Genomic DNA, 26,879 nt, shown 5'->3' with positions numbered 1-26,879 from the left:
ATCGTCTCGGACTCTCGGAAGATTGGGAGGTCGTGTAATGTCGTGCGCCCGATGTGGCAGATCATCATCAACGGGCCCGGCTACTTCGACACGTCGTACGATTTGCCTGAGGGCGTCACCAGCCTCGGTCGAGCGGACGAGAACGATATCGTGCTGGGCGGTGACCTGGTGTCGCGGCGGCACGCGCGCATCTATGTCGAAGGCGACGCGCTGCGCATCGAGGACCTGGGCAGCCGCAATGGCAGCCGGGTGAACGGTGCGCCGCTCCAGGGCAGCAAGCCCCTGAGCGCGGGCGACACGGTGGTGCTGGGGGAGAACACCCTGGCGGTGCGCCAGCCGCACACCGTGGAGAACGCCGCCACGGAGATGATGGACCTGGGCGCGGGCGGCGTCGTGCGCTTCGGACACGGCACGGACGTGGGCCCGTCCGTGTTGATGGCGAAGAACGTGAAGGACGCGGACGTGCTGCGCCTGCTGGACAACGTGGGCCCGCTGCCGTTCGACGACGCGTTCTCCGGCGCCTCGCCCGTGGGGCCCTCCACGCCCGTCGCCAGCCCGCGCGTCTCCTATGAGACGCTGGTGCTGCTGGTGCACACCGCGGAGGCGCTGGCCACCGCGCGCACGCTGACGTCGTTCCTGGAGTCCGCGATGGACCGGCTCCTGGAGCGCACGGACGCGACGACGGCGGTGGTGCTGCTCAAGCACGCCGCGGGGCCGCTGGTGCCCGCCGCCGTGCGCCACCGGGGACGGCTCGCCAAGGGCGAAGTGCCCGTGTCGGACGCCATCGTGGACGAGGCCATCCGCCAGGGCCGCGCGCTCGCGGTGGGCGACGTTCGCGACGACCGCCGCTTCGCCGGACGCGAGAGCGTCATCATGTACGGCGTGGACCGCGTGCTGTGCATCCCCATCGGCACCGAGCCGCCCTTCGCCGGCGTGCTCTACGTCAACATCCCCGGGAAGGGTGAGACCAGCCTGGAGCTGATGCTGGACACCTGCACCGCGGTGGCCCACCTGGTGGAGAGCGGCGTGCAGCGCTTCGCCGTGCGCGACGGCTCCGGCACGGACCGGCTGCGCCGCAACCTGGAGCGCTTCCACTCGCCAGAGGTGGCCGAGCGCCGCGCCGCCGAGGCCCAGCGCGTGGGCGGCAAGCTGCCCGGCCTGGAGGAGAAGAACCTCACCGTGCTGCACGCGGAGCTGGCGGACTTCGGCGCCGTCGTCAGCCGGCTGGGCGCGGCGCGGGCCACGCAGCTGCTCAACGACTTCCACGCGCGCATGAGCGGCATCGTCTTCAGCTTCGAGGCGACCGTGGAGGGCTTCATGGGCGAATCCATGCGCGCCCTCTTCGGCGTGCCCTACGCCAAGGGCGACGACGCGGTGCGCGCGGTGCGAGCCGCCCTGGCCCTGCGCGCGGACTGGGAGCGGGGCATGGCCCGCCGTCCCCAGGACGAGCGGTGCGACCTGCGCATCGCGCTGCACTCCACCAAGGCGCTGGTCGGGATGATCGGCACGGATGCCCGCCCGGAGTACACCGCCGTGGGAGAGGGCATGGGCGTGGCTGGCTGGCTGGCGTCCACGGCCGCCCCCGGTCAGGTGCTGATGACGGGCAAGCTGCTGGCGGCGACCGGCGCCCGCTTCGACGTGATGCCCCTGGGGGAACGGGTGGTGCGGCCCCCCAAGGACAAGGTGGCGGTCTTCGAGGTGATTGAAGAGGACATGGGCATGCTGACCAACCCCGGTATCCGGTGAGGCAGCCCTCGCGGCAGGTTGACGGGTTGAAGCGGGGGCCCTGCTCGGGGTTCAATGCGCTTCCCGTGGTGGACCCCCGCACCGCATGAGCTCTTCGACCCAGCCCGCCCGACTGCGGCCCTTCCGGCCCCAGCCCTTCGGCCGGTACACGCTCCTGTCGCACCTGGCCACCGGCGGCATGGGGGAGATCTACCTTGCCCGCCTGGAAGGGGCGCAGGGCTTCGAGAAGCTGTGCGTCATCAAGAAGATCCTCCCGCAGCTCGCGGCGGATCAGGAGTTCGTCGAACGCTTCGTCGGTGAGGCGCGCACGCTGGTGCGGCTGGGGCATGGCTCCATCGCGCAGGTGCTGGACATGGGCCTGCACGAGGACGAGGCCTACATGGCCCTCGAATACGTGGACGGCAAGGACCTGCGCAAGGTGGCCGCGCGCGTGCGGGATCGCCAGACGCCGCTGCCGCTCACGTTCATCCTCTACGTCATGGGCCGCGTGCTGGACGCGCTCGCGTACGCGCACCGCAAGCGGGACGAGGAAGAGAAGGAGCTGAAGCTCGTCCACCGGGACATCTCTCCGCAGAACATCCTCATCTCCTACGAAGGGGAGGTGAAGGTCATCGACTTCGGGCTCGCGAAGAGCCGGCTGTCGGCGGCGAAGACGAACCCCAGCATCATCCTGGGCAAGTTCCTCTACATGTCGCCCGAGCAGGCCCGGCACCAGCCGGTGGACCGCCGCAGCGACCTGTACGCGGTGGGCCTGTGCCTCTACGAGCTCATCTCCGGGCAGAACCCCTTCGACGCGATGCCGCCCGGCGAACTCATGTCCGCGGTGGCCAACCCGAAGGTGCCCGCGCTCAATGAAGTGGAGCCGCTGACGCCGCCGTCGGTGTCGCAACTGGTGTCCAAGGCGCTGGCGGTGGAGCCCGGGCAGCGCTTCCAGACGGCGGAGGAGTTCCGGGGACGCCTGCAGGCGTGCCTGATGGAGATCGACACCAGCGCGGGCCCGGAGAGCGTCAGCCGCTTCATGCGCGACCTCTTCTCCTCGGACTACCAGTCCGAACGGCGCCTGCTGGCCACCCTGCGTGAGGTGCCGCGCGAGACGCGCGCCAGTGGCACCTACGACGCACTGGGCGCACCGCCCCGGCCGTCGCTGCCGCCGAAGACCATCCGGCTGGACGGGCCGTTGGAGCCGTTGTCCTTCCATCCCACGCCGCGCAGCCGCGAGGACGGTGGCGGGGCGCGCGACGACGGAGAGACGCGTCCGGGCGTGATGGTGGACGAGTCCACCCGTCCCGCCTTCCCGGTGGAGGCCCTGGAGGAGGCAGCCCGGGCCCGCGCGCGGCCGAGCCCCGCGTCGTCGGAGCCCTCCCCCACGGTGGAGGTGCGCGCGGAAGCGATGGAGCGCCCCACCATCCTGGAGGGCCTGCCCGCCATCCGCCTTCCCTCGGACCGTCCCGCCCAGGAGGCGTCCTCGGGCCAGGGGAGCGCGGGGATGCCGGCGGGCGAGCCCACCGCGCCCCGTGCGGAGGCGCTGCTGTCCGCCGAGCCGGGCGCTGGGGAGCCCACCGCGCCCCGCGCCGCGTCGCTGCCGTCTTCCGAGCCGTCGTCCCAGGCCGTGTCCCCGGGGGCTTCATCGCGCCCGTTCGCGGACGCGGGCTCCGGGGCGTCGTTGCCCTTCTCGGACGCGGTGCCGCCGCGCGCCGCGCCGCCCGTGGAGGCCCGGCCGCCGCCTCCTCCGCGCACCGTCGCGCCGCCGCCGCCCCCCATGGCTGCGGTTCCCGCCTTCCGTTCATCCGAGTCCGCGGCTTCGGGCCGGCCGACGATGGATGGGCCCGTCCCCGTCGTTCCGGCGGATGCGTCGCGCCCGGTGCCGCCGCCGCCGCCCCTGCCGTCGGCGGACTTCGGCGCCGCGCAGTTCGGCTCGGATTCAGGAGGCTCGCTGCCGTTCATGGAGCCGCCTCCGCCGCCGGACGGTCCGATGCTCGACGACGAGGACCTTCCCCCCAGCGCCTACCCCTGGCCGGAACCGCGCGCCGAGGCGGGTTGGCCTTCAGGGTCCGAGCCGCGCACCACCGAACCACTGCCGCGCTCCTTTGATCCGCCGCGTGTCGCCGAGCCGCGCATCCCAGAGGCCATGCGGCCCACCGCGGTGGCCATCCCGTCCCTGTCGTCGTCGCGCCCCGGCGTGACGACGCCTTCGAACGGCAGCCGGCCGGCGCCTGCTCCGCCCGCCGCGCCCCTGTCGTCGTCGCGCCCCGGGGTGACGACGCCCTCGAATGGCAGCCGGCCGGCGCCCGCGCCCCAGTCGTCGTCGCGTCCGGGGGTGACGACGCCATCGAACGGCAGCCGGCCGATGCCCTCGCACGCCGCGCCCACCATCCAGGTGCCCTCCATCCAATCCGGAGGACCGCCGTACACGTCGTCCGCCCGGGTGGAGATGGAGGCGCTGGGCTCCGCTCCTGCTCCCCGTCCCACGATGCAGGACACGCGTCCGGAGTCCGAGCAGGTCTTGGTGGACGCCCAGTCCCTGGAGGCCGACGCCGGCCTGCCCTACATCACGGCCGAACCGGAAGAGCCCCAGGCCGCACGGGATGCGCACGCGGACACGCATCCGCGCATCACGCTGCCGCGGTCCTCTCGCCGTGAGGAGCCCCAGGCGCGCGTGGTGCTGGACGAAGCCCTCCTGGGGGAGGCCAGCGTGTCGTCTGGTGGCCGCCGGGATTCCGACACCGGTTCCAATCCCGGCAGGAGCCGCACGGGTTCGCGCAAGGCGCGCGGTTCGTCGCCGGGCTCGCCCTCGCGTCCGAACACCTCGTCGAACCTGCGCGCCGTCGCCGCCAGCCGCTCGACGCCCGCGGTGGATGTGGACGAGTCGTCCACTTCGCGCAACTCGCGCGAGGAGACCCGCCGCAAGGCCATGCCCGTGCGGCCGGAGCCCGCGGAGCCGGCCCGTCCGTCGCGTCACGAGCCGGCGCCAAAGTCCGGCGGTGGCCTCCTGCGCTCCCTGCTGGTGTTCGTCGTCCTGCTGGGGGTGGTGGCGCTCATCGTGGGCCTGGGACTGCACTTCGTCCCGGAGCTGCGTGTGGCCGCGGGCCTGGAGCAGTCCAGGACGTCCACGCCGCCGCCGCCCACGCGGGTCCAGGACCCCACGCTGCCCACGCCCGTGGTCCCCCCGTCGCGCCCCATCGCGCGTCCGGTCGAGGACGTGGCGCCCCCCGTGGCTCCCGCGAGCCCGGACCCGGTCCCGGTCGCGCCGACGAACGAGGCTCCGGAGGACCCCGGGCTCTCGGACGAGGCCGCCCTGCTGGGCCCGACCGACTCCTCCAGCAAGACCGAGACGCCTGCTCCGGCCGCGAAGAAGCCGCCGCCTTCACGTGTCTCCAGCAAGCGCGCCGCCGCCGCCCCGCGCGTTCCCGAGAAGGACCTCAAGGCGCCCACCGAACTGGAAAGGGAATGGGCCCAGACGCGGAAGCTCTTCCTCCAGCTCAAGCGAGAGGACTTCTGCGAGACCATGCAGCTGCGGTGCAGGGTCTTCGAGGATCTTTCGTTTGACGTGAACGAGAGCGATGGCACCAACGACCCCGCCCTGCTCAAGCGGGTGAAGGACATGCACGAAGTGCTGCGGAAGGCGAAGCGGGGCCAGGAGTAGGCCCCGCCCGGTGCCCGGTCAGCGCAGGGTGCCCGCGTCCACGCCGCCCGCATCCGGCGCCCCGTGGCTCATGCCGGTGTGCGGGGCCTTCTTGTGCGTGCCCGCGTCCAGTCCCGCGCCGCCCGTGCCCGGTGGTCCCCGGTAGCTGTCCGTCAGGCTCGTGCCCAGCTCCGTGGCGCTCCCCGACTGACGGCCGGAGCCGCCCGTGCCGGCGCTGTCGCTGTCATAGGGCTTGCCGCCCCGGCCCGGGTCCGCGGCGTCGCGGATGCGGTTGTTCACCGTCGTGGAGGCCCGGTCGTCCTTCTCCCGGTGCTGCAACTGCACCGGGTCCTGGAACCCGCTCTGCTCCTGGGAGGGCTGCTCGCTGTTGCAGCCCCAGAGCCCCAGTGCCCCGCCCACGAGCACCGCCACCACACCGCGCCCGAAACCCCTCATGGTCTTTTTCCCCTCTGGCGCGGGCAACCCCCGCGCCCTTCCCGTCCGGGAAAATAGGGCCGAAGGCCGGGACGGACACCCGCCCCGACGGATGCCTGCCTGGTCGCCCGCCGGGCTTTGAGGCGCCGGGCGTTGACAGGGATGCGCTCCAGGCGGGAAACACGGTGCGCGCGGGTCGCTTCCCGCCGCGCCCCCGCCCCCGCCCCTGCCCCGAGTCCGCATGGTCCGTTACGCCCTCGCCATCTTCACCAGCGCGTTCCTGCTCTTCGGCATCCAGCCGCTGGCGGGCCGCTACGCCCTGCCGTGGTACGGCGGCACGCCCTCGGTGTGGACCGCGTGCATGCTGTTCTTCCAGGCGGTGCTGCTCGCGGGATACGCGTATGCGCACGCGGTGGCCTCGCGGTTGCGCCCGCGCACGCAGGCCCTGCTGCACCTGGGCCTGCTGACGGTGGCGGTGGTGGCGCTCGCGGCGCGGGCCGTCTGGGCGGGCTCGCCGCTGACGCCCGGAGACGGGTGGCGCCCGGTGGACCAACACCTGCCCGTGCTCCGGTTGATGGGCATGCTGGCCGTCACCCTGGGCCTGCCCTTCTTCGTGCTGAGCACCACGGGGCCCCTGCTCCAGTCGTGGTTCGCCCGCGCGCGGCCGGGGCGCTCGCCCTACGTGCTGTATGCGCTCTCCAACGTCGGCTCGCTGCTGTCGCTCCTGGGCTACCCCTTCCTGGTGGAGCCCTTCGTCGGCCGCAGCGCGCAGGCGTGGGGATGGGCCGCGGGCTTCGCCCTCTTCGTCGTCTTCGCCATCGCCTGCGCCAGGGACCTGGTTCGCCGCACGGCGACGGCGTCGCCCGGAGCCACCGTGGAGCCTGGTGGGGAGCCCGTGGGGGCGCCCGCTCCGGCGGCGACGCCCGACGCGCCCCGCCCGAGCGTGGGTCGCACGCTGCTGTGGCTGGGGCTGAGCACGGTCGCGTCGGTGCTGTTGCTGGCCACGACGAACAAGCTCTCCCAGGACGTGGCGGCGGGGCCCTTCCTGTGGGTGCTGCCGCTGGCCGTGTACCTCATCACCTTCATCCTGGCCTTCTCGCGCGAGTCCTTCTACGCGCGCGGCCCGTACTCGGTGGCCCTCATCGCGTCGCTGGCCCTGGTGGCGTACGCGCAGAAGGAGGGCCCCGCGCTGCACCTGGGCTGGCAGGTGCTCTTCCACGCCTCCGCGCTCTTCTCCGGCGCCATGATGTGCCACGGCGAGTTGTTCCGTGTCCGCCCGGCCCCGCGCTACCTGAGCGCCTTCTACCTCTGGGTGTCCGTGGGCGGGGTGCTGGGCGGCGTGTTCGTCAGCCTGGTGGCGCCCGCCATCTTCAACGTCTACTGGGAGCACCCGCTGGCGCTGGGCGCCTGCTGCATCGTGGCGCTGGCGGGCATGATGCAGCGGCCTGCCGATGAGAAGGTGACGGCCCGCGTGCAGCGCGTCCTGCGCGGGGCGATGCTGGTGATGGTGGCGGTGGTGAACCTGTCGTTCCTCGTCACCGGCGCCCTGGGGCAGGTGCGCTTCTCCGCGCGCAACTTCTTCGGCGTGGTGCAGGTGGTGGAGCAGAACCCCAACAACCCGCGCGAGCACCAGTTCACCCTGCGCCACGGCGTCATCACCCACGGCTGGCAGTACATCGAACCGGAGCGCCGCCGCGTCAATACGTCCTACTATTCGCGCGACAGCGGCCTGGGGCTGGCGCTGGCGGAGCAGCGTCGCTGGCGTGGGGCGCTGGGGCTGCCCACCTCGCTGCGCGTGGGCATGCTGGGGTTGGGCGTGGGCGGCAGCGCCGCGCTGCTGGAGGCCGGGGACTCGGCGCGCTTCTACGAAATCAACCCCGTCATCATCGCGCTCGCGCGGGGGGAAGGCGGCTACTTCAGCTACCTGGGAGACTCGCCCGCGAAGATGGAGGTGGTGGAGGGCGACGCGCGCATCTCCCTGGAGCAGGAGCTGGAGCACGGGCCGAAGGGCCAGTTCGACGTGCTGGCCCTGGACGTCTTCAGCTCGGACGCCATCCCCATGCACCTGGTGACGCACGAAGCGCTGGTGCTCTACCTCCAGCACCTGGCGCCGCATGGCGTGCTGGCGCTGCACATCAGCAACCAGTACCTGGACCTGGTCCCCATCAATCTGGCGCACGCGAAGGCGCTGGGCCTGTTCGCCACGCTCGTCAAGACGGAGACGAAGGACGACACGCTGGCCAGCAGTTGGATCCTCCTGAGCCCGGACAAGGAGTTCTCCTGGGGCTCCACCTTCAGGACGACCGGGGCGCTCGTGCGCCGGCTGTCCCTGCGCGGGGAGCCGGACTACGTCTGGACGGACGAGCGCAGCAGCGTGCTCCAGGCCGTGCGCCGCACCCGGACCCTGGAGGAGCTGGGCATCCAGAAGAACGACGACGCCCCCCCGGCGCCGCCGGTGGCCCGTCCCCAATCCCCGTAGGCGAGGAGCGTCCTGTTTTCAGCGGCCGGGCGCGGCGGAGGACGCCGTGCCGGGCAGCGCGGACAGGCGCACGTCCAGCGCGGCGAGCACGCCCAGCACCGCGCACGGCAGCGCCAGCGTCACCGCCCCGTGGCGCAGGAAGAGGAAGGGGCCCAGCGTGGAGCCGGCGAGGAACGCCAGCGCCAGCCCCACGTGCAGCCGCGTGCGTTCGAACTGCACGGCGGAGGGCAGGTCGCGCAGGCGGCGCCAGAGGCCCGTCGCGCCCTCGCCCCGGAGGCCGTCGCGCACCCACGCCATCATCTGCACCAACTGGATGCCGATGTCCGTGAGCAGCCCCGTCACGTGCGTGGTGCGCACCACCGCGCCGGACAGCCGGGTGACGAGCGCGTTCTGCAACCCCATGGCGAAGGCCAGCGCCCACAGGAACACCGGCGCGCGCACGCCCACGCTGCCCGCCATCCCCACGCCGATGCCGCCCAGCACCACCGCCTCCAGGAGCAGCGCGGACACGTGCCGGCCCCTCGGGCGGTGCCGCGAGGCATCCAGCAGCACCGCCGCGCACGTGGCCCCGGCGACGAACGACGCCATCAACTGCGCGGACAGCCAGCCTGCGTCCCGGTGCCCCAGCGCCAGTGACTCGCCGAGCGTCGCCATGTGCCCGGACATGTGGGAGCTGTGCGCGCCCAGCGCGACGAACCCCACGGCGTTGACCGCACCGGCCACGGCGGCCAGCAGCAGGGCGAGGCGTGAATAGGCGCGGCGTGTCTCGGGCGACGACTGGGCACTGAACATGGAGGGCGGGCACGCCCTGGGAAGAAGGGGGCCACGCACCCGGGAACGCTAGACCCGCCGCCGGGCCCTGTCACGGTCCTCGCGGACGGCGGGTTTCCGACAGCGAACCGCTAGCCTGGAGGCCAGTGGAGGGGACGGCCCGCGAGCAGGTGCAGGTGGATGTGGAACACCGTCTGCCCCGCGTTGGGCCCGGTGTTCATCACCACCCGGTAGCCCTGGTCCGCGTAGCCCCGCTCGCGCGCCAGCTTCGCCGCGCCGATGTAGAGGCTGCCCACCAGCTCGCGGTCCTCGGGGGTGAGGTCGTTCACCGTGGCGATGTGCTTGCGCGGGATGAACAGCACGTGCATGGGGGCCTGGGGATTGATGTCCTCGAAGGCCAGACAGTGCTCGTCCTGGTAGACGACCTTCGCCGGGATGGCGCCTTCGCGAATCTTGCAGAAGAGGCAGGTGGCTTCGGACATGGCCGTGGCTTAGCAACGCGCCGGGTGGGGCGGAAAGGGCCTTGCCGCCCAATCCCGCCCAATCGTCGCGCTCAAGGCAGCCGCCACGAATAGCCGGGGTCCGGCACACAGGCCCCCACGGGCAGCTTCACCAGCGCCAGCGGGCCGTCCCGGGCCACCGTCGCGCCCGCGCCCTCGTTGCCCGCCAGGGTGATGACGTGGCTGTAGCGGCGCGAATTCCGGGGCGGACCGTTGTGGGGATACAGCGGCACGTTCCGGTGGAAGTAGCTGTAGCCCCCCGTCCACGCCTGGTGCACCGTCTCCACCTTCAGGCCGCACACGTCGTCCTGCCGGCCCGCGGCCTCCAGCAGCCGGTTGACCGGGCCCTGGTCGTCCCACGCGCTGTCCTTGGGGCGCGCGTGTTCGTACTGGCCCAGCTCGCGGAAGGTGAGCGCTCCCGCGCTCGCGCCGGAAAGGAGCGCCGCCGCCACCACCCCCACCGTGGCCGTGGCCCGCGCGGGGAAGCCGCGCAGCACGCGCAGCGCCGAATCCAGGCCCACGCCCGCCAGCGCCGCCAGCAGGGGCAGCGCCGGAACCAGGAAGCGCAGCTCCTTGTGCGGCTGCAAGGAGTGCAGGAGCAGGAAGGCCGCCGTCACGGCCGCGAGCCCCCGCGCCCGGGGCAGCCCCACCAACGCCAGCGCGCCCACGAGCAAGGACAGCCCTGGCATCGCCCGGCCCAGGATGCGGAAGTAGAACTCGAAGGGCTTCGTGCCGAACGAGGCGGCCTTGCCCTGCACCACGTTGAAGTCCAGGTAGACGATGGCCGAGTGGAACCACCGCCCCCAGGTGAGCTTGTCCAGCAGGCCAAAGGCCAGCGCCCACCCGGACAGCACCGCCAGCGCCACGCCCGCCTCGCGCCACCGCCGCCGTGCCAGCAGCACGCCCAGCAGGCCCAGGCAGAACACGCCATTCTGGAGCCGCAGCAGCACCGCCAGCCCCAGCAGGGACGCCCCCACCACCAGGGTCCGGCGTGAGGCTCCCGGGGCCAGCGCCAGGGCCAGCCCCAGCACCACCGGCAGCACGGAGGCGTTCTCGCTCATCGCCCGGGGGGCGAAGTACAGGGGCACCGACGCCAGGGCGAACAGGGCCGCCCCGGCGGAGGCCGCGAGCGACGACGCCCCGGACACCCGGCCAAGCCGCCACGTGGCCCACGCCGTCGCCGTGCCCACCAGCGCGAAGAAGCCCTTCACCAGTCCCAGGTAGCCCGCGGGGTCGGTGAGACCGAGCAGCCGGCCGAGCCCCAACAGCCCCGCCACCAGCCCCGGCAGGGCCCAGTTCCGGGCGCCGTCGATGAACTCCCAGGCGACGAGGCCATAGCCATAGACGAGCCGGTGGGCGGGCTCCAGGCTCTGGTAGACCTCGTCCGGCCAGTAGATGCCGTCGTCGTGGAGCGCCCAGTACAGCCGGAAGGCCGCGCCGGCCACGAGCGCGACAACCAGGAGCACCCCACCCAGGCGGCGCTCGGCCAGGGCTTCGGCCGGGACTCCAGGAGCAGCGGTGGGGGAATCAGGGGGCACGGTGGGGTTCACCTCCAGGGGCCGGTGGGTGATATCCACGTCCCGACGATGAAATCCATTCGCATCTCCCAGCTCCTCGAGGACGAGGGCCACGACCTGCGGCTCACCCTGATTTCGGGCACGCAGGGCCTGAAGCGCACGGTGGACTCCTCGCGCATCCAGAAGCCGGGCCTGGCGCTGGCGGGCTTCACCGAACACCTGCACCCGCACCGCGTCCAGGTGTTCGGCAACACGGAGATCTCCTACCTGGCCACCCTGCCGGAGGACGCGCAGCGCGCGTCGCTGGCCAAGCTCTTCGGCGAGGAGGACCTGGCCTGCGTGGTGGTGACCAAGGCGCTGGATGCGCCCAAGGCGCTGGTGGACGCGTGCGAGGCCGCGGGCCTGTCGCTGATGAAGACGCCGCTGCTCTCCAGCGAGTTCATCCAGCGCGTGCAGCTGTTCCTGGAGGATGCGCTCACGGAGTCCAGCAGCCTGCACGGCGTGTTGATGGACGTGTTCGGCGTGGGCATCCTGCTCCTGGGCAAGAGCGGCATCGGCAAGAGTGAAATCGCCCTGGACCTGGTGATGCGGGGGCAGCGGCTGGTGGCGGACGACATCGTGGACGTCACCCGGAGGAAGGGGGCCGTCTACGGCGCGGGCAACCCGGTCATCAAGCACCACATGGAGATTCGCGGCCTGGGCATCATCAACATCAAGGACCTGTTCGGAGTGTCCGCCGTCAGGGAGCAGAAGAAGATAGAGCTTGTCATCGAGTTGCAGGAGTGGGATCCGCACCAGGAGTACGACCGCCTGGGCGTGGAGGACAAGCACCTGCAAATCGTCGGCGTGGACATCCCTTTGTCGGTCGTCCCCGTGCGTCCCGGACGCAACATGGCCACCATCGTGGAGGTGGCGGCCCGCAATCAGTTGTTGAAGCTGCAGGGCCACCACTCGGCGAGGGAATTCGCCGAACGACTCAATCGTGCCATCGCCCAGGGGGCGATGCGCCGCAATCTGGGAGAAGAGGTCGAGTGACCGCCCCCGCGAAGCAGATCATCGTCATCACCGGCATGTCCGGATCCGGAAAATCCACCGCCATCCGTGCGCTGGAGGACGCCGGGTTCTTCTGCATCGACAACCTGCCGGTGCTCCTCCTACCCAAGCTCACGGAGCTTGCGGGAGGAGGCCACATCGAGCGCATGGCGCTGGTGATGGACGTCCGTGAGGGCATCTTCCTCAAGGACGCCCCTCGCATCCTGGCCGACGTGCGCCGCGCGGGCCACCAGGTGGACGTGCTCTTCCTGGACTCCAGCGACGACAGCCTCCTGCGCCGCTTCAGCGAGACGCGACGCCGCCACCCGCTGGCCCCGGAGGGCACGGTGGCGGAGGGCATCCACGCGGAACGCGAGGCCCTCAAGGACCTGCGCGAGCTGGCGGATCAGGTCATCGACTCGTCGGCGCTCAACGTGCACGACCTGAAGCGCATGGTGCAGGGGCGCTTCAGTCCGGAGCCGACGACGGGCCCCAGCCTGTCCATCATGTCCTTCGGCTACCGGTACGGGGTGCCGCCGCAGGCGGACCTCGTGTTCGACGTGCGCTTCCTGCCCAACCCCTACTTCGTGCCGGAGTTGAAGGGGCTCACGGGCAAGGTGCCCAAGGTGTCCGCGTACGTGCTGGAGCGCGAGGAGACGCAGCAGTTCCTCGAGAAGGTCGTGGACCTCTGCCGGTTCCTGTTCCCGCGCTACCAGAAGGAGGGCAAGGCGTACCTCACGGTGGCGCTGGGGTGCACGGGCGGCAAGCACCGTTCGGTGGCGCTGGCGGCGGAGATGGTGAAGCGGCTGTCGGAGGACTACGGCCGCGTGCAGCTCTGGGACCGGGACATCGAGAAGGAGTAGCCGCGCCCGGCACTGCTTTTCAGTGCCGGGTGTCCGTCACCGGGGTGAAGCGCGCGCCGGTGACGCCCTCCCTTTCGAGGGCTTCCTTCACGGCCTCGGACACGACGAGGGTGACGGGCCAGCCCCAGGGGCGGAACACGCGGGCGCGGTCCACCTGGGTCGGGTCGATGCGCAGGCCCCGCACGGAGCGGTACTGGCCCACGCGCTCGGGCAGGCCATCCCCGGGGCCGTAGCGGTGGGCCTCCAGGCACGCTGGTTCGTCGACGCAGCGGATGAGGCGCGTGGCGACGAGGAGGAAGTACTGCTCCCGCTGACCCTCGATGTCCACGGGGAGCAATTGCACGTCGTCAGGGGCGAGGCGCGCGAAGATGGCGGCCACGCGAGGGTGCACCACGGGCGTGAGGCCCGCGCCGGCGAGCGAGAAGTCCAGGGGGGACATCCGGGCTTCATTGGGGATGCGCATGGGGCCGTCGACGGCGACGGTGTGCCCGGCGGTGAACATCCACACATCGCCCACGACCTTGTCATCCAGGCCCCGGGGGTCGCCGGGTTCCCAGTGGCCGGGGACGCGGAAGTCGTCGTGCAGGTCGTAGAAGAGGGCGGGGAGGCTGCGGCGCGCCGTCTTGTGGACGTTCGCGCGGGACGTGCCGCCCTGCGCGACGATGCGCACGGCGGGACGACGGGGCCGGCTGGTGCCGTGCCGGGCCTGGGGGGAGGGCTCCTCCGCGACCGAGGCGCGAGAGCGCCGGGGTGGGACGGCGGGCTCGGTACCTCCAGGCAGTTCCTTCCGGTCGGGGGTGCTGCTTTCGGTGGGCCTCCGCCACAGCCGTCGCAGCGCGTTGGTGAGACGCCTGAACATCAAGCGATGTTACCCAAGCGCCTGCTGGAGGGGATCCCCCTTGTGAGGCCCACTCGCTCGGTCATGCGGCAGGCTTGCAGCCGGGACGGACCTGGGCCGGCCGGGGCGGGCGGGGGACGCACCTTCTGTCATGGCCGGGGTGGAACGGGCCGTGCCATCGTCCGCATCCCATGAAGAACCCGAACCCGAAGTCCGCCCCGCCGTCCACGCCGCAGGCTGTGTTCGCCAGCTTGCTGACTCAGTTGGAGAAGGCGGACCGGAAGCCGGCGCGGGTCCCCGCGTCCCTGACGACGCCAGAGGCTCTGGCGGCGGCCCTCTTCGAGGTGGCGGCAGGGACGGGCGCGGCGCTGTTCTCCGTGTGGGCGGCGGAGGATTACGACGAGGCCGAGGACGACTCGGGCGATGCCCCCGAGGCGGCGGAAGACTCCGACGCGGCCGAGGACGACGCGGGCGAGGCCGATGCTCCCGAGGCGGCGGAGGGCTCCGACGAGGCCGGGGACGATGCGGGGGAGGCCGAGGCGGCGGATGGCGCGGGCGAGTCTGACGAAGCTGGCGCGGTGACGGCGCGGAAGCTTCGGATCAACGCGGGCATCACGTTCTTCTTCATCGGGGAGGACTCTCCGGACCGGGTCGGGTTGCTGGGTTCGGAGCGGGTGCCGGTGCGGCAGCCCATCGATTACGCCCTGTACCGTCCGCTGGGGCAGGCCCTGGTGGCCCACGCGAAGCGCGGCGCGGATCCGAGGCTGCCCGACCGGGGCACTGTGTCCTTCCCGGCAGGCTCCGCTGATCCGGAGCTGATGTTCCGGGTGTCCTTCCGCGAGGACGCGCTGGGCACATGGACCACGGCGCTGGCGAGAAGCCGCGAGACGCGTCAGGCGTTCCCGAGCATCACGAGCCTGCCGCTGGCGAAGGACGCGGGCACGTTCCTGGAGACGTACTTCCGGGAGTTGAACAAGGCGCTCTTCAACGGTCAGGTGGTGCTGCTCACGGGGGCGTCCGGAACGGGCCGCAGCACGACCCTGCGTGCCCTGATGGATGCGCTGCCGGACAACGTGCATGCGCTGGCGGCGGTGGAGGAGCCGAAGGGTGGGACGGGGGGCGCCATCGGCATGGTGCGGGTGGGGCAGGAGCTGACGGTGGCGCGTGCGTTGCGGTCGTTCCTGCGGCAGGACCCGGACCTGCTCTTCGCGGACGAGGTGCACACGCTGGAGGACCTGCGAATCCTCTGCAACGGAGCACTCACGGGGCACGGCACGGCATGCGTGCTGGAGGCGAAGACTCCGGAGGACGGCTACGCCTGGATGACGGAAGCGATGTCGGGAGTTCCCATGGTGCCGCTCATCGTGCACCACACGCGCGACGCGGCGACGGGCACCTTCGCGATGACGCTCCACGAAGCGAAGCCCACGGAAGACGGCGCTGCGCTGCGAATCGTCCCGTGGACGCCGCCTGCGTAGTTCAGGCTGGGGCAGGAGCAGCGCTTCCCTTGCCTCAAGGAAGCCGTGATGTGGCCGTCAACTGCCGCATGCCCCAGCGGCAGGACACGGTGCCATCCGAGCGTCGCAGGGGCTCCACGGCCTGGAGGAACGAGGCTTCGAGCGAAGCCCGTGCCGCCGGAGACAACCGGTCCGCGTCATACGTCGTGCGGAGCGAGTCCCAGACCGAACGGGGCTCTCCATCCCCCTGGACGATGAGGTCCTGGACCGTGACGTCCCCGAACCCATCGCGGAAGAGCCCCTTCAGCCCTTCGACCGAACGCACCCGTGGGTCGCCCAGCGGCAGCCACGGCTGTGCCTCCGCCATGATCAAGGGGCGCAAGAGTGCCGCGAACCGCTCTACCGCATCGCCGCGCACCATGTCGCCACCGATGACCACGGACACCGTCCCACCGGGTTTCAGCACGCGTCGGAGCTCCGCGAGGACGGTCTCCACGTCATCCATCAACATGAGCGCCAGGTGGCTCAGCACGACATCCACGCTGGCATCCGCGAACGGGAGCGCCTGCGCCCGTCCCTGATGCAGTGTCGCAGCGCCCTTCAACCGGGCCTGTGCCGCCGCGAGCTCATGCTCGCTCATGTCGAGCCCAAGCAACGACAGCCCCGACTGCTCCCTCTTCGCGAGCAGCTCCAGCAGATGACCATCGCCGCAGGCGAGATCGAGCACGACCCGTGGCCCGGCATCCCGAGGCACCACCGCCTCCAGCAGCGAATATGTGGAGGGAGACGTTGCTCCTTCCCGCTGTACGGACGCGGTCGCGAACCAGTGCGCGGTCACCCCCGCGAGGCGACCATGGAAGTCGAGCAGGTAGGACTCGGAAGGGGAAGGCATGGGAGCTCGGAGCGGGAGATGAGCGGGGTCAGCGCTTGGGCTTCTTCTTGCCCGCGTTGGTGGCGTCGGCGGTGATGCACAGCACGGAGTACAGGTTCATCGTGTAGACGCTGTTCTCCGGCTCCAGGTCCGCGGCCTTCTGGAAGAACGCGGAGGCGCGGGTGTAGTCGCGGTGGTGGTTGAGGACGATCATCCCCATGCGGTTGTAGAGCGGTGCGGGCTGGGCCATCAGCGCGATGCTGCGCTCCAGCAGGTCCAGCGCCTCCGTCATCTTGCCCGCGCGCTCCAGCCGCACCACGCGCTGGAGCACCTCCTCACGCGCATCCTCCTGACGCGGAGCCGCGGGCTTCGACGCGAGCGCCCCCGACAACGTCACGGACGGCAACGGCCCCTGTGTCCGCGTCGCTGCCACGTTGGCGCCAGGTGCCGCGCTCCGAGCCACCGCTGCCGGAGCCACCGTCACCGGAGCAGCCCGTGCCGTCTGGACAGGCGCTGGCGCGGCCTCACCCCTGGATTCCGCCTCCGCGGAGGCCAGCGTGCCCACCAGCTTCGTCACCCCACGCTCCGACAGCGACTCGAACAGCGCGTGCAACTCCAGTTCGGTGACCTGCGTGATGAGCGCCATCTCGGAGAGCGCCGTGCGTCCATCCACCTGCGACAGCACATACGCCTCGAACGGACTGAGGTTCATGCGCGCGATGTCCAGGCCACCGACAATCACCGGCCGCACCGGAGGTGCCCCGGCCCGCGCCTTCGCCTGGAAGGACACCACCCGCGTCGCCTCCGCCTGAGGAGGCCGGGGCGTCCCGCGCGCGCCCGTCTGCTCCGGCTGCGTCAGCAGCGCCCGCACCAGCGACACGTTGTCCCGGGGCGGCAGGTCCTCCACGCTGCGCACGAGCAGCAACTCACAGCGCGCGCACTGGAAGTCCCCTGGCTTGCTGGGCGCGCCGCAGTGCGGACACACCAGGTCCTCCGGTGGGTGCTCGAAGGCCTGGGGATCCGCATAGTAGTGCTTGCGGATGGCCGCGCGGATGGACCGGCGCACCGCCACGAACGGAAGCACCTGCGCGGCGCCCACCGTCTTGGCGATCTCCTCCAGCGCCCGCGCCCGCTGCGGCTCGGAGATGGCCACGTACAATACGTCCTGCGCCAGCCGCAGCGGCATGAAGTCGAAGCCCTCCGCCAGCCGCACCGGCACGCGCTCCAGCAGCGCAGGGTCCACCTTCGCCTGCGCCAGCTTCTCCGTGGACACGAAGCGCGTCTTCAACTCCTGCGCGAGCAGCCGCAACACCGGCGTCTCATCCACGCCCAACCGCACCAGACACTCGCCCAGCTTCTGACCCGTCTCCTGCTGCCGCGCGAGCGCCCGGTTCAACAACTCCGAGGTCAACACCCCGTCCAGGACCAACTGCTCCCCGAGTTTGCGCGCCATGCCCCGATTCAAGGACGCCCTGACGCGCCAGTCCACCGGCATCCGTGTCACAAACCCCCGTTTCCGCATTTCCATTTGCGAACGTGTAGTGATGACACTAAGATGGTGTCGGAAATACACGAATGGAACGCAGTGAGTGAGGGGGAGCACCGATGTTCTTCGGGTACATGAAGTCGACGCCGACCACGTACGTGATGCAGTACCGGGATGGGGAGGTGGTCCGCGAGGGAGCGGGCCTGTCCTTCCTGTACTGGAAGCCGGCGACGACGCTGGTGTCGGTGCCGCTGTCGAGCGCGGACGTGCCGTTCGCTTTCAACGAGGTCACTCGTGACTTCCAGCCCGTCACCCTCCAGGGCCAGCTGACCTATCGGGTAGAGGAGCCGCGCCGGCTGGCGGGGCTGCTGGATTACTCGGTGACGCCGGGCGGGCGCTACCGCTCGGACGATCCAGAGAAGCTGGCGGACCGGCTGGTGCAGGCCGCCCAGGTGCGCGCCCGCGCGGTGGTGCAGTCACTGGGCCTGCGCGAGGTGCTGGTGCACTCGGACGCGCTGGAGTCCAAGGTGCTGGCGGGGCTCGCGGAGGCGGAGGCGGTGAAGGCGCTGGGTGTGCAGGTGATGGCCTTCTCGGTGCTCTCCATCCAGCCCACGCCGGAGATGGCGCGGGCCCTGGAGGCCGCCGCTCGCGAAGGGCTCCAGCGCGAAGCCGACGAGGCCATCTACGCCCGTCGCAACGCGGCCGTGGAGCAGGAGCGGCGCATCAAGGAGAGCGAACTGGCCACGGAGCTGGTGGTGGAGGAGCGCCAGCGCCAGATTCGCGAGGCGAAGATGGCCGCGGACATCGCGGTGGAGGAGCAGCGCTCGGCCCTGATGGAGCGCTGGGTCCAGAACGAGCGCCAGTCCGCGGACGCGCGCGCGTACTCGCTGGAGCAGACGCTCGCGCCCGTGCGCGGCATGGACTGGAGGACGCTGATGGCCACTTCGTCCAACGGCGGCGACCCGGCGCTCAACATCGCCCTGGCCTTCCGCGAGATGGGGGAGAACGCCCAGCGCATCGGCGAGCTCAACGTGTCCCCGGACCTCCTGCGCTCGCTCATGTCGAACACGCCCCCGCGCGGCAACGACCCGACCCCGGACATCGACCCCAACACGGGCCGCCTTGGCCACAAGCCCACGAAGCCCGGCCGCGCGGCCGTGCAGACCTTCGACCCGCGCGACCGCTGAACCCCTGAAGCCAAGAGAGGCACGCCATGTTCGAGAAGGTGGTGCTCGTCACGCGCAAGACGCGGTTGTCGGACCTGGTGGTGCGCTTCAACACGAAGAAGCAGGCGAAGTTCTACGTGGAGCGCGCCGGCCAGGACTTCACGGGCTTTGAAGAAGAGGACGACACGTACCGCCGCTCGGTGGACGCCCTGCGCGCGCAACTGGACGTGGGGTTGCCGGTGCAGCAGGTGGACCGCTCGCTCGTGCCCACCTTCCTCTTCACCGGCAAGGAGATCGTGGTGGCGGTGGGGCAGGACGGGCTGGTCGCCAACGTGGCCAAGTACGTGGGCAACCAGCCGCTCGTGGGCGTCAACCCGGACCCCGAGCACTTCGACGGAGTGCTCCTGCCCTTCCTCCCCGCGAAGACCCGGGCCGCCGTGCAACGGGTGCTGGAGGGCAGGGGACACTTCCGCCAGGTGCAGCTCGCGGAGGCGAAACTGGGGGATGGGCAGCGGCTGCTCGCCTTCAACGACCTGTTCATCGGCGCTCGCACGCACGTCTCCGCCCGCTACCAGTTGCGCTTCGGCGGGAAGCAGGAGGCGCAGTCGTCCAGCGGCGTGCTCGTGTCCACCGGCGCGGGCTCCAGCGGGTGGCTGTCGTCGGTGTTCGCCCTGGCGCGTGGCCTCACCCAGCAGACGGGCGGGACGCCGGGGCAGCCCTGGAAGCTCGGGTGGGAGGAGGCGCGGCTGGCCTTCATCGTGCGCGAGCCCTTCGTCAGCCGCCACTCCAGCGCGGACATCGTCGGCGGCTTCGTCACCTCGAAGGACGAACTGGTGCTCGAATCGCGGATGCCCCAGGGCGGCGTCATCTTCAGCGACGGCATGGAGGAGGACTTCCTCACCTTTGGCGCGGGCGCCACCGTGCGCATCCGTCCGGCCGAGCAGCGGGCGCGCCTGGTCGTGCCCTGAAACACACCCGACGTTACAGGTCCCCGCACCCCGGTCTGCCGAGTACCCCTGGACCCTCGTCCCATCCCATTGTTTCCAGGCGCCAGGCGCCCTGGACACAGAAGAAGCTCGGCTGCCTTCCTACCCACCGAGCGGGAACGGCGGCCTCGTCCCTCGGGGCACGCACCGTCTGGGACGGCAGGGCATCTCTTCAAGTGTGGGGGAATCGCGCCCGTTCCCCCGTCCGGCAGACGACATCCCGTCCCTTCCCCGGACCTGAAATTCCAGGCATGGTGAGCGCAGTCGCCTTACCTTCAAGTCGAAGCGGTTGGGGTGTAGCGGTCCCAGGTGCAGGCGAAAAACTCACCGGAGTTGCGTCACGTCGTTGATGGGCGTAGGAACGCAAAATCTCCGGGGGGTTGGTCAGGGGTGATCATGGTCGGCCTCGTCATCGCATCGCATGGACGTCTGGCGGATGAGCTGGTCTCAACCGCGGAGCAGATCGTGGGCAAGCTGCCCGCGGTGGCGACTTGCAGCATCGAGCCGGGGGCCCCTGTCGAGGACCTTCGCGCCAAGATGAAGCTGGCCGTCAAGACCGTGGACGAAGGGGACGGCGTCATCATCATGGCCGACCTGTTCGGAGGTACGCCCTGTAAGGAATCGCTGATGATGTGTCAGCGGATGAATCTGGAAGTCCTGGCCGGCGTCAATCTGCCCATGCTGCTGAAGGCCAATTCGCTCCGTTCGGAGCAGATGGCCCTTTCGGAGATGGCCAACCAGCTGGCGTCGTACGGCCAGCGCAACATCACCTGTGCGTCCGCCCTGCTTCGCGAGGCTCAGCAGCAGCCGCGAACTTGACGGACCCGCGCGGGTCGGCGATTCGAGACTGCCGTGATCACCCTGGTCCGCGTCGACAACCGCCTCATCCACGGCCAGGTCGTTGAGGCCTGGCTTCCCCACCTCAAGGTGTCCCGCGTGGTGGTGGCGGATGATGAGGCCGCTTCCAGTCCCCTCATTCGCGCCGCGATGGCGCTCGCCGTGCAAAGCGCCATCGAAGTGCAGATCCTCCCCCTGGCCCAGGTGGACTTCGTCGCCCTGTCGAAGGACGGCGTCCGCACCCTGGTGCTCCTGAGGGATGTCTCCTCCGTGCCGTTCGCCTTCCAGCACGGGCTGGTGATGGATCAGCTCAACCTGGGCAACGTGCACTTCGGCACCGGCCGCCGTCAGGTGTCGCCGTCCGTCTTCCTGGCGGAAGGTGAGCTCCAGGCCCTCCAGCAGCTCTCCGAACAGGGCGTGCGCGTGGAGGCGCGCGCGGTGCCCGCGGAGAAGTCGGTGGACCTGCCCGATTTGACCGAGCGCTGGTCGAAGGCCGGGTGAACCGGTGAACGTCGGCTGGACCCAGGTGGCGCTCGCGTGTCTCTGGGGCGGATTGGTGGCCGTGGAGCGCAAGGCGTTCCTGCAGGCCATGCTGTCCCGGCCCCTGGTGGCCGCCACGTTCATGGGCGCGCTCTTGGGTGACGTGGGCAGCGGCCTGTCCGTGGGCATGCTCCTGGAGCTGTTCTACCTGGGCACCGCCAACCTGGGCGCGTCGCTGCCGGAGAACGACACGCTGGCGGCCACCGGCACCGCCGCCGCCGCCGCCACGCTGACGGCCGCCACCGGCGCGGGCTCCACGCCCGCCATCTGGTCGCTGGCCGTCCTGCTCTTCATCGGCCTGGGCCGGGTGGGGCGGAGGTTGGACCGGCTGCTGGAGGGCTACTCCGCGCGCCTCGCCCGCGTGGCCCTGGCGTCCGCGGAGGCCGGCAACCTCACGCGCGCCATGCGCCAGAACCTGTGGGGCATGTGGCCGCACTTCGTGGGCTACGGCGCCATCACCGGCGCGTGCGCGCTGGCGGGCTTCTTCCTGGAGCCCGTGCTGGCGGTGCTGCCGCAGGGGCTGGTGCGGGGGCTGGCGTGGGCGTACCCGGCCATGGCCTGCGTGGCGGCGGCCATCGCGGCGCAAAGCAGCCACGCGAAGCGCGCGCCCCTGTTCGCGGGGCTCGCCGCGGTGGGCGTCACGGTGGCGGTGGTCCTCTCCAAACTCCAGGAGCGGCCATGACGGCGAGCGCGCCCGTTCATCCGCCGGCGCGGCTGTCGCGCGGCACGGTGCTGCGCGTGTTCCTGCGCTCGCTCTTCCTCCAGGCGTCGTGGAACCCCAAGGGGATGCAGAACCTGGGGCTCGCGTACGCGGTGTATCCCGCGCTGGAGCGGCTGTACCCGCCGGGGCCCCTGCGCGAGGCGGCGGTGCGCCGGCACCTGGTCTTCTTCAACACGCACCCATACGTGGCGGCGGCCATCGTGGGCGGCGTCGTCAACCACGAGCGGAAGATTGCCCGGGGCGAGGAGACGCCGGACCGCGTGGTGAGCTTCAAGGCGGCGCTGATGGGGCCGCTGGCGGCGCTGGGAGACGGGTTCTTCTGGCTGTCGCTCAAGCCCGCGGTGGGCGGGTTGTGCGCGGCGATGGTGCCGCTGCTGGGCGTGTGGGCGGTGGCGCTCTTCCTGGTGCTCTACAACCTGGTGCACCTGCTCCTGCGCATCCGGCTGTACTGGCTGGGGCTGAGCCTGGGGGACCGGTTGGTGGAGGCGGTGGCGCGGGTGAACCTTCCGGCCAAGGGCGCGCGCCTCAGGGGCGTGGCGGCCGCGAGCGCGGGTGGGCTCGCGGCGTGGCTGGCGGTGAGCTTCGGGGCGACGGCGGGCGGCACCTGGGCGGCGTTCCTGTCGGTGGGTTGTCTGGCGGTGGGGGTGCTGGCCTACGTGGCTGTCAGCCGCCGGGTCCCCACGTACGTGGTCCTCTATGTCGCGGCGGGATTGGCCTGCGCGGCGGGGGCCTTTCTTTGAGTGGACGAACCACAGCAGCAGCAGGAGTCGTGATGCCGAGCGAGGCCCAGGGAACATTCGAGATCGTCAACGCGCTAGGGCTGCATGCCCGGGCCGCGGCGCAGATGGTCAAGGTGGCCAACCGCTTCAAGAGCGAGGTCTCCATCGCCGCGGAAGGCAACCGCGCGAACGCCAAGTCCATCATGGGCGTGCTGATGCTCGCGGCGGGGCAGGGCGTGCAGGTGACCATTACCTGCAAGGGCGAGGACGCGGACGCGTGCCTGTCCGAATTGAAAAAGCTCATCGCGGATCGCTTTGGCGAAGCGCAGTGAGCGTGGAAGATAGACCCCTCCCCAGGGCAGGAACCGAACCGTGAGCAGCCAGGCCACCCCTACACTCAGGCTGATGGGCATCGGCGCCTCCCCGGGCGTAGCGGTGGGCCACGCCTTCATCCTGGACCGCAAGCGCATCCGCACGCCCAAGCTGCGTCTCGCCGACGCCGAGGTGGAGCCGGAGCGGATGCGGATGAAGACGGCGATTGATTTGTCCGACCGCCAGCTCGCGGAGCTGAAGGATCAGATTACGCGCACGGAGGGCAGCGACCATGCCCTCATCCTGGAAGCGCACCGGCTGATGCTCCACGACCCCATGCTCGTGGATGAGGTGAACCGCCTCATCGTGGAGGACCGCATCAACGCGGAGTGGGCGGTGCGCCGCACGGCCCGGAAGATAAAGCACCTGTTCGACAACATCCCGGACGAGTACTTCCGCGAGCGTCGTTCGGACGTGGACTACGTGGCCGACCGCATCATCCGCAACCTGATGGGCCAGGTGGTGGATGAAGAGGTGGAGGTCCCCGCGGAGGCCATCGTGGTGGCGCACGACCTGCCGCCCGCGGACGCGGCGATGATGGCGCGCAGCGGCCGCGTCGCGGGCTTCGTCACGGACCTGGGCGGCCAGACGAGCCACACGGCCATCGTGGCCCGCGCGCGGGAGACGCCCGCGGTGGTGGGCGCGGGGCGCGCGAGCGAGCAGATTTCGCCGGGCGACCTCATCGCGATGGACGGCACGCGCGGCGTGGTGCTGGTGAACCCGTCCGAGGACCAGCTGGCGCTCTTCCGCGAGGAGCAGCGCCGCTACCAGGAGAGCGAGCAGCTGGCGCTCAGCACGAAGGACCAGCCGGCGGTGAGCACGGACGGCTTCCGCATCCGGCTCAACGGCAACATGGAGTTCCTGGAGGAGATCCCCTCGCTGCTGGCGCACGGCGCGGAGGGCATTGGCCTGTACCGCACGGAGTTCATGTTCCTGGACCGGAAGACGGCGCCCACGGAAGAGGAGCACTACCGCGCCTACAAGCAGGTGCTGGAGGCGATGGGCGGCCGTCCCGTCACCATCCGCACGCTGGACCTGGGCGGCGACAAGGTGCCGGGCAAGACGAAGCATGAGAAGGAGCCCAATCCCGCCATGGGGTTGAGGGCCATCCGCTACTGCCTGTCCAACCGGGAGCTGTTCCGGGTGCAGCTCAGGGCGCTCTTGCGCGCGAGCGTGCACGGCAACATGCGGCTGATGTTCCCCCTCATCTGCGGGGTGAGCGAGCTGCGCGAGGCCCGGAGCGAGCTGGAGGCGTGCCGCACGGCGCTGGGGCGTGCCGGGGTGCCGGTGGGCAAGCGCTTCCCGGTGGGCATCATGGTGGAGACGCCGAGCGCGGCGACCATCGCGGACCGGCTGGCGCAGGAAGCGGACTTCTTCTCCATCGGGACGAACGACCTCATCCAGTACTCGCTGGCCATCGACCGCCAGAACCGCGAGGTGGCGTACCTCTACCGGCCGCTGCACCTGTCGGTGCTGCGCATGCTCCACGGCATCGTGGACGCGGCGAAGGGCGCCAACATCCCGGTGTCCATGTGCGGCGAGATGGCGGGAGATCCGCTCTTCACGCTGGTGCTGCTGGCGCTGGGCTTCGACGAGCTGTCGATGACGTCCGGGCAGATTCCGGTGGTGAAGCGGCTGATGCGACGGGTGAGCCGCCGCGAGGCGACGGAGATGCTCCAGGCCGCCATGGAGCTGACCACGGCGGAGGAGATCGAGCGCTACGTGCGCACGGAGATGGACCGGCGCTTCAGCGGTCCGGAGGGCTCGCTGCTGACCTCGCTGCGCGACGTGGAACCCGAGTCCATGTAGGCCCCGGTCCCCCCGTTTCAGCAGCAAATGGGGGGTCGCCGTTTCCAGGGGGAATGCGCACTTTGGACGGACACGGAGGAGGCAGCAGCGTGTTCAAATCAGCGGACATTCAGCGAGGCATGACGGTGCGGGACCGGGACGGGGAAGCCCTGGGTGGCGTCGTCGCGGTGGATCCCCGGGGTTTCACCATCGGGAAGGGACGGGTCTTCGAGAAGGAGTACCCGGTGCGTTTCTCCGACGTGGCGGACCTGGACGGGGATGACGTCTACCTGCGCCGGGACCTGGCGCACCTTCCAGGCGCCGTGCTGGCCGAAGGCGGAGCCGCCGAGGATGACAGCGCCCTCAAGCCGCACCGCCCGGTGGCCTACACGCACGACCTGACGGGCGCACTGGTTCCCATGGAGTAGGGCGGGGCACCGGCGCTTTTTCGGGACCGGGCCGTGAGGAAGCGCGAGCTTCCTCGCGACTCATTCGCGTTTGAGGATGACCCCGTCGTCGCTGATGGCGTAGCTCGCGCCGGCGTCCATGACCTCCGACCTGAGCCCGCAGCGCTCATCTTCCAGGGGCGTGAAGTGGATGAAGGTCATCTTGTCGCCGGGCTGGACCCAGGCGTCATAGGTCGTGAGCTGGAACAGGCATCGCGTCATCGGGTCCGCGTCGCCAGGGGTGTTCCTTCCCGGAGGCATGAAGTCGTCCAACGCGATTTGAAGGGCCTTGAGTTGAGGACCCTGCACCGTGGTCGACGCAGCTTTGCTCCACTCCGGAAACTGGATGCCCTGGGCGATTTCCGGAGGCGCCACCGGGGCCGGACGGTGCATGCAGGCTGTCACCGTGAACAGCAGCGCCGCCAGTCCCATGTTCTTCATGTGTCTTCGCTCCCAGAGGACGGACGTTGCTTCACTTCGGACGGGGATCCTCGCCATCGGCAGGGTCCCCTTCTTCGGCGTGCTTTCTGCCGTGGCGTCCGGGCAGCGGTGTCAGGAACCGGGCCAGGGGGCGCAGCACCACCAGGGACAGCAGCGCCAGTCCCACCGTGACACCCGCCGCCACGTACATCCCCAGTCCGCAGGCCAGTCCCACCGCCGCGGTCACCCAGAGGTTGGCCGCGGTGGTGAGCCCCTTCACCGCGCCCCCGTGGCGCAGGATGACGCCCGCGCCCAGGAAGCCGATGCCCACGACAATCTGACTGGCGATGCGGCTGATGTCCGCCTGCGACCCGCCGGGCGACACGCCCGGCTGGAGCATCCACTCCGTGTAGATGCTGGAGAGCGTGAAGCAGCACGACCCCAGCGCGACCAACGTGTGCGTGCGCAGCCCCGCATTCTGGCTGCGCGCCTCGCGCTCCACGCCCAGGATGCCGCCCAGGAACGTGGCCAGCACCAACCGGCCGATGATGACGAAGGAGTCCACTCGGGCGCTACGCTACTCGCCCAGCTCGATCTTCTCGTCCTTGTCCGCTTCGTTCAGTTCGGGATTGGGCAGCGTGTCCAGCGTCGCCACCAGCAGCTTGTACGAAGGCACCACGTAGGGCGCCACGTCGGGCCCCAGCTCCTTCACGTACTGCTCCGCGCGCTCGTTGTACTTCTCGTCCTTCGAATCCCAGCTCCCCGCCGACTCCGCCGCCCACACCTCTTCGCCGTCGCGGCAGCGGATGAGCTGCGCCTTGAGCGCCACCTCCGCTCCCTCCCCCACCTGCTTCACCTGCGGATCCAACCACAGCACGCCTTCAATCCCCTCCACGCACTGGTCCTTGAAGGCCAGGTCGGTGGGCCGCTCCGGCAGCGACGTGTTCTCCTTCACCAGGAAGTCCCGGTTCTGGTTCAGCCACTGCCGCGCGATGAGGCTCCACAGGTCGCCCACGTACTGCTTGCCCGGGGGGAACGGCTGCGTCACCACCGCCAGCCGCTTCACCTGCTGCCGGTCCACCGTCGCGTAGTCCGCGCGCAGCCGCTGGCTCTTCACCGCGCTCGCACAGCCCGCCAGCATCATCAGGCCCAGCACCGGCCCCAGTCGCTTGAACGTCCCCATGGCTTGAAGCTCCTCAAGAAGAAGCCCCGCGCTTCCCCTTGGCTGAGGAAGGCGGGGCCGAAGTCCGCGCGGGATATTAAGCGC

General features: G+C 70.6%; 25 protein-coding genes. 15 read left to right on the top strand and 10 right to left on the bottom strand.

Annotation, left to right across the window (positions count from 1 at the left end):
• The first annotated feature begins 51 nt into the window (after positions 1 to 51).
• Positions 52 to 1,746 carry an FHA domain-containing protein gene (locus OV208_RS01550; protein ID WP_267572792.1) on the top strand — a complete coding sequence of 565 codons (1,695 nt, stop codon included), beginning with the start codon at positions 52 to 54 and terminating at the stop codon, positions 1,744 to 1,746.
• Between the two features lie 85 nt (positions 1,747 to 1,831).
• Positions 1,832 to 5,389, top strand: coding sequence for a serine/threonine-protein kinase (locus tag OV208_RS01545; protein ID WP_267571996.1), 3,558 nt, complete (start codon positions 1,832 to 1,834; stop codon positions 5,387 to 5,389).
• A gap of 18 nt (positions 5,390 to 5,407) precedes the next feature.
• Here OV208_RS01545 and OV208_RS01540 read toward each other — a convergent pair whose 3' ends face one another.
• On the bottom strand, positions 5,408 to 5,824 hold the full coding sequence (locus OV208_RS01540; RefSeq protein WP_267571995.1) for a hypothetical protein: 417 nt from the start codon (positions 5,822 to 5,824) through the stop codon (positions 5,408 to 5,410).
• A gap of 220 nt (positions 5,825 to 6,044) precedes the next feature.
• Here OV208_RS01540 and OV208_RS01535 point away from each other — a divergent pair, with 220 nt between their 5' ends.
• The gene (locus tag OV208_RS01535; RefSeq protein ID WP_267571994.1) at positions 6,045 to 8,282 is read left to right on the top strand and encodes a ferrichrome ABC transporter permease; all 2,238 of its coding nucleotides are present in this window, start codon (positions 6,045 to 6,047) and stop codon (positions 8,280 to 8,282) included.
• Positions 8,283 to 8,300: 18 nt separating this feature from the next.
• On the opposite strand, the gene OV208_RS01530 is transcribed toward OV208_RS01535, so the two are convergent.
• The 3 genes from OV208_RS01530 to OV208_RS01520 all read right to left on the bottom strand — a co-directional run bounded on the left by OV208_RS01530 (position 8,301) and on the right by OV208_RS01520 (position 11,130).
• On the bottom strand, positions 8,301 to 9,074 hold the full coding sequence (locus OV208_RS01530) for a YoaK family protein (RefSeq protein WP_267571993.1): 774 nt from the start codon (positions 9,072 to 9,074) through the stop codon (positions 8,301 to 8,303).
• 110 nt (positions 9,075 to 9,184) lie between these two features.
• Positions 9,185 to 9,535, bottom strand: coding sequence for a histidine triad nucleotide-binding protein (locus OV208_RS01525; RefSeq protein WP_267571992.1), 351 nt, complete (start codon positions 9,533 to 9,535; stop codon positions 9,185 to 9,187).
• A gap of 71 nt (positions 9,536 to 9,606) precedes the next feature.
• Positions 9,607 to 11,130, bottom strand: coding sequence for a hypothetical protein (locus tag OV208_RS01520; RefSeq protein ID WP_267571991.1), 1,524 nt, complete (start codon positions 11,128 to 11,130; stop codon positions 9,607 to 9,609).
• Between the two features lie 9 nt (positions 11,131 to 11,139).
• On the opposite strand from OV208_RS01520, the gene hprK reads away from it, so the two are divergent.
• Entirely contained in the window at positions 11,140 to 12,105 is a 966-nt protein-coding gene (gene hprK, locus OV208_RS01515; protein WP_267571990.1) for an HPr(Ser) kinase/phosphatase, read from the top strand.
• Entirely contained in the window at positions 12,102 to 12,965 is an 864-nt protein-coding gene (gene rapZ / locus OV208_RS01510; protein WP_267571989.1) for an RNase adapter RapZ, read from the top strand. The genes hprK and rapZ overlap by 4 nt, the downstream gene beginning before the upstream one ends.
• 19 nt (positions 12,966 to 12,984) lie before the next feature.
• Here the strand turns inward: rapZ and OV208_RS01505 are convergent, their stop codons facing one another.
• Positions 12,985 to 13,824, bottom strand: coding sequence for an imm11 family protein (locus OV208_RS01505; RefSeq protein WP_267571988.1), 840 nt, complete (start codon positions 13,822 to 13,824; stop codon positions 12,985 to 12,987).
• A gap of 170 nt (positions 13,825 to 13,994) precedes the next feature.
• On the opposite strand from OV208_RS01505, the gene OV208_RS01500 reads away from it, so the two are divergent.
• Complete coding sequence (locus OV208_RS01500; protein WP_267571987.1) at positions 13,995 to 15,281, top strand: ATPase, T2SS/T4P/T4SS family; 1,287 nt, start codon at positions 13,995 to 13,997, stop codon at positions 15,279 to 15,281.
• Positions 15,282 to 15,315: 34 nt separating this feature from the next.
• On the opposite strand, the gene OV208_RS01495 is transcribed toward OV208_RS01500, so the two are convergent.
• Together OV208_RS01495 and OV208_RS01490 are read right to left on the bottom strand one after the other, a co-directional pair.
• A complete protein-coding gene (locus tag OV208_RS01495) occupies positions 15,316 to 16,152 on the bottom strand; it encodes a class I SAM-dependent methyltransferase (RefSeq protein ID WP_267571986.1) in 837 nt (278 codons plus the stop codon).
• A 28-nt stretch (positions 16,153 to 16,180) separates the two neighbouring features.
• Entirely contained in the window at positions 16,181 to 17,584 is a 1,404-nt protein-coding gene (locus tag OV208_RS01490) for a general secretion pathway protein GspE (RefSeq protein ID WP_267571985.1), read from the bottom strand.
• 152 nt (positions 17,585 to 17,736) lie between these two features.
• Between OV208_RS01490 and OV208_RS01485 the strand changes: the two genes are divergently transcribed.
• The 9 genes from OV208_RS01485 (at position 17,737) to OV208_RS01445 (ending at position 25,174) form a co-directional block, all read left to right on the top strand.
• Positions 17,737 to 18,804 (top strand): SPFH domain-containing protein, encoded by a 1,068-nt coding sequence (locus OV208_RS01485; protein ID WP_420714945.1) that lies wholly within the window; start codon positions 17,737 to 17,739, stop codon positions 18,802 to 18,804.
• A gap of 26 nt (positions 18,805 to 18,830) precedes the next feature.
• On the top strand, positions 18,831 to 19,751 hold the full coding sequence (locus OV208_RS01480; RefSeq protein ID WP_267571983.1) for an NAD+ kinase: 921 nt from the start codon (positions 18,831 to 18,833) through the stop codon (positions 19,749 to 19,751).
• A 414-nt stretch (positions 19,752 to 20,165) separates the two neighbouring features.
• Complete coding sequence (locus tag OV208_RS01475; protein ID WP_120534882.1) at positions 20,166 to 20,588, top strand: PTS sugar transporter subunit IIA; 423 nt, start codon at positions 20,166 to 20,168, stop codon at positions 20,586 to 20,588.
• 33 nt (positions 20,589 to 20,621) lie between these two features.
• Positions 20,622 to 21,107, top strand: coding sequence for a PTS sugar transporter subunit IIB (locus OV208_RS01470; RefSeq protein ID WP_267571982.1), 486 nt, complete (start codon positions 20,622 to 20,624; stop codon positions 21,105 to 21,107).
• Between the two features lie 4 nt (positions 21,108 to 21,111).
• Positions 21,112 to 21,828, top strand: a complete 717-nt coding sequence (locus tag OV208_RS01465; RefSeq protein ID WP_267571981.1) for a PTS sugar transporter subunit IIC — start codon at positions 21,112 to 21,114, stop codon at positions 21,826 to 21,828.
• Positions 21,825 to 22,607, top strand: coding sequence for a PTS system mannose/fructose/sorbose family transporter subunit IID (locus OV208_RS01460; RefSeq protein WP_267571980.1), 783 nt, complete (start codon positions 21,825 to 21,827; stop codon positions 22,605 to 22,607). The genes OV208_RS01465 and OV208_RS01460 overlap by 4 nt, the downstream gene beginning before the upstream one ends.
• A gap of 32 nt (positions 22,608 to 22,639) precedes the next feature.
• Positions 22,640 to 22,918 carry an HPr family phosphocarrier protein gene (locus OV208_RS01455; protein ID WP_120541220.1) on the top strand — a complete coding sequence of 93 codons (279 nt, stop codon included), beginning with the start codon at positions 22,640 to 22,642 and terminating at the stop codon, positions 22,916 to 22,918.
• 40 nt (positions 22,919 to 22,958) lie between these two features.
• Positions 22,959 to 24,767 carry a phosphoenolpyruvate--protein phosphotransferase gene (ptsP, locus tag OV208_RS01450; protein WP_267571979.1) on the top strand — a complete coding sequence of 603 codons (1,809 nt, stop codon included), beginning with the start codon at positions 22,959 to 22,961 and terminating at the stop codon, positions 24,765 to 24,767.
• A gap of 89 nt (positions 24,768 to 24,856) precedes the next feature.
• A complete protein-coding gene (locus OV208_RS01445) occupies positions 24,857 to 25,174 on the top strand; it encodes a hypothetical protein (protein WP_267571978.1) in 318 nt (105 codons plus the stop codon).
• A 60-nt stretch (positions 25,175 to 25,234) separates the two neighbouring features.
• On the opposite strand, the gene OV208_RS01440 is transcribed toward OV208_RS01445, so the two are convergent.
• Genes OV208_RS01440 through OV208_RS01430 form a run of 3 tightly spaced genes read right to left on the bottom strand, consistent with a single transcriptional unit; the run spans position 25,235 to position 26,795 of the window.
• A complete protein-coding gene (locus OV208_RS01440) occupies positions 25,235 to 25,633 on the bottom strand; it encodes a hypothetical protein (protein ID WP_267571977.1) in 399 nt (132 codons plus the stop codon).
• Between the two features lie 31 nt (positions 25,634 to 25,664).
• Positions 25,665 to 26,177: an MgtC/SapB family protein gene (locus tag OV208_RS01435; protein ID WP_267571976.1), complete on the bottom strand. Its 513-nt coding sequence runs from the start codon at positions 26,175 to 26,177 to the stop codon at positions 25,665 to 25,667.
• A gap of 12 nt (positions 26,178 to 26,189) precedes the next feature.
• Entirely contained in the window at positions 26,190 to 26,795 is a 606-nt protein-coding gene (locus OV208_RS01430) for an MXAN_6521/LA_1396 family lipoprotein (protein WP_267571975.1), read from the bottom strand.
• Positions 26,796 to 26,879: the final 84 nt, after the last annotated feature.

The organism is Corallococcus sp. bb12-1 (genome assembly GCF_026626765.1).
Classification (GTDB): domain Bacteria; phylum Myxococcota; class Myxococcia; order Myxococcales; family Myxococcaceae; genus Corallococcus; species Corallococcus terminator.
The sequence above is the reverse complement of the archived record's forward strand: the minus strand, read 5'-3'. Positions and strand labels throughout refer to the sequence as shown.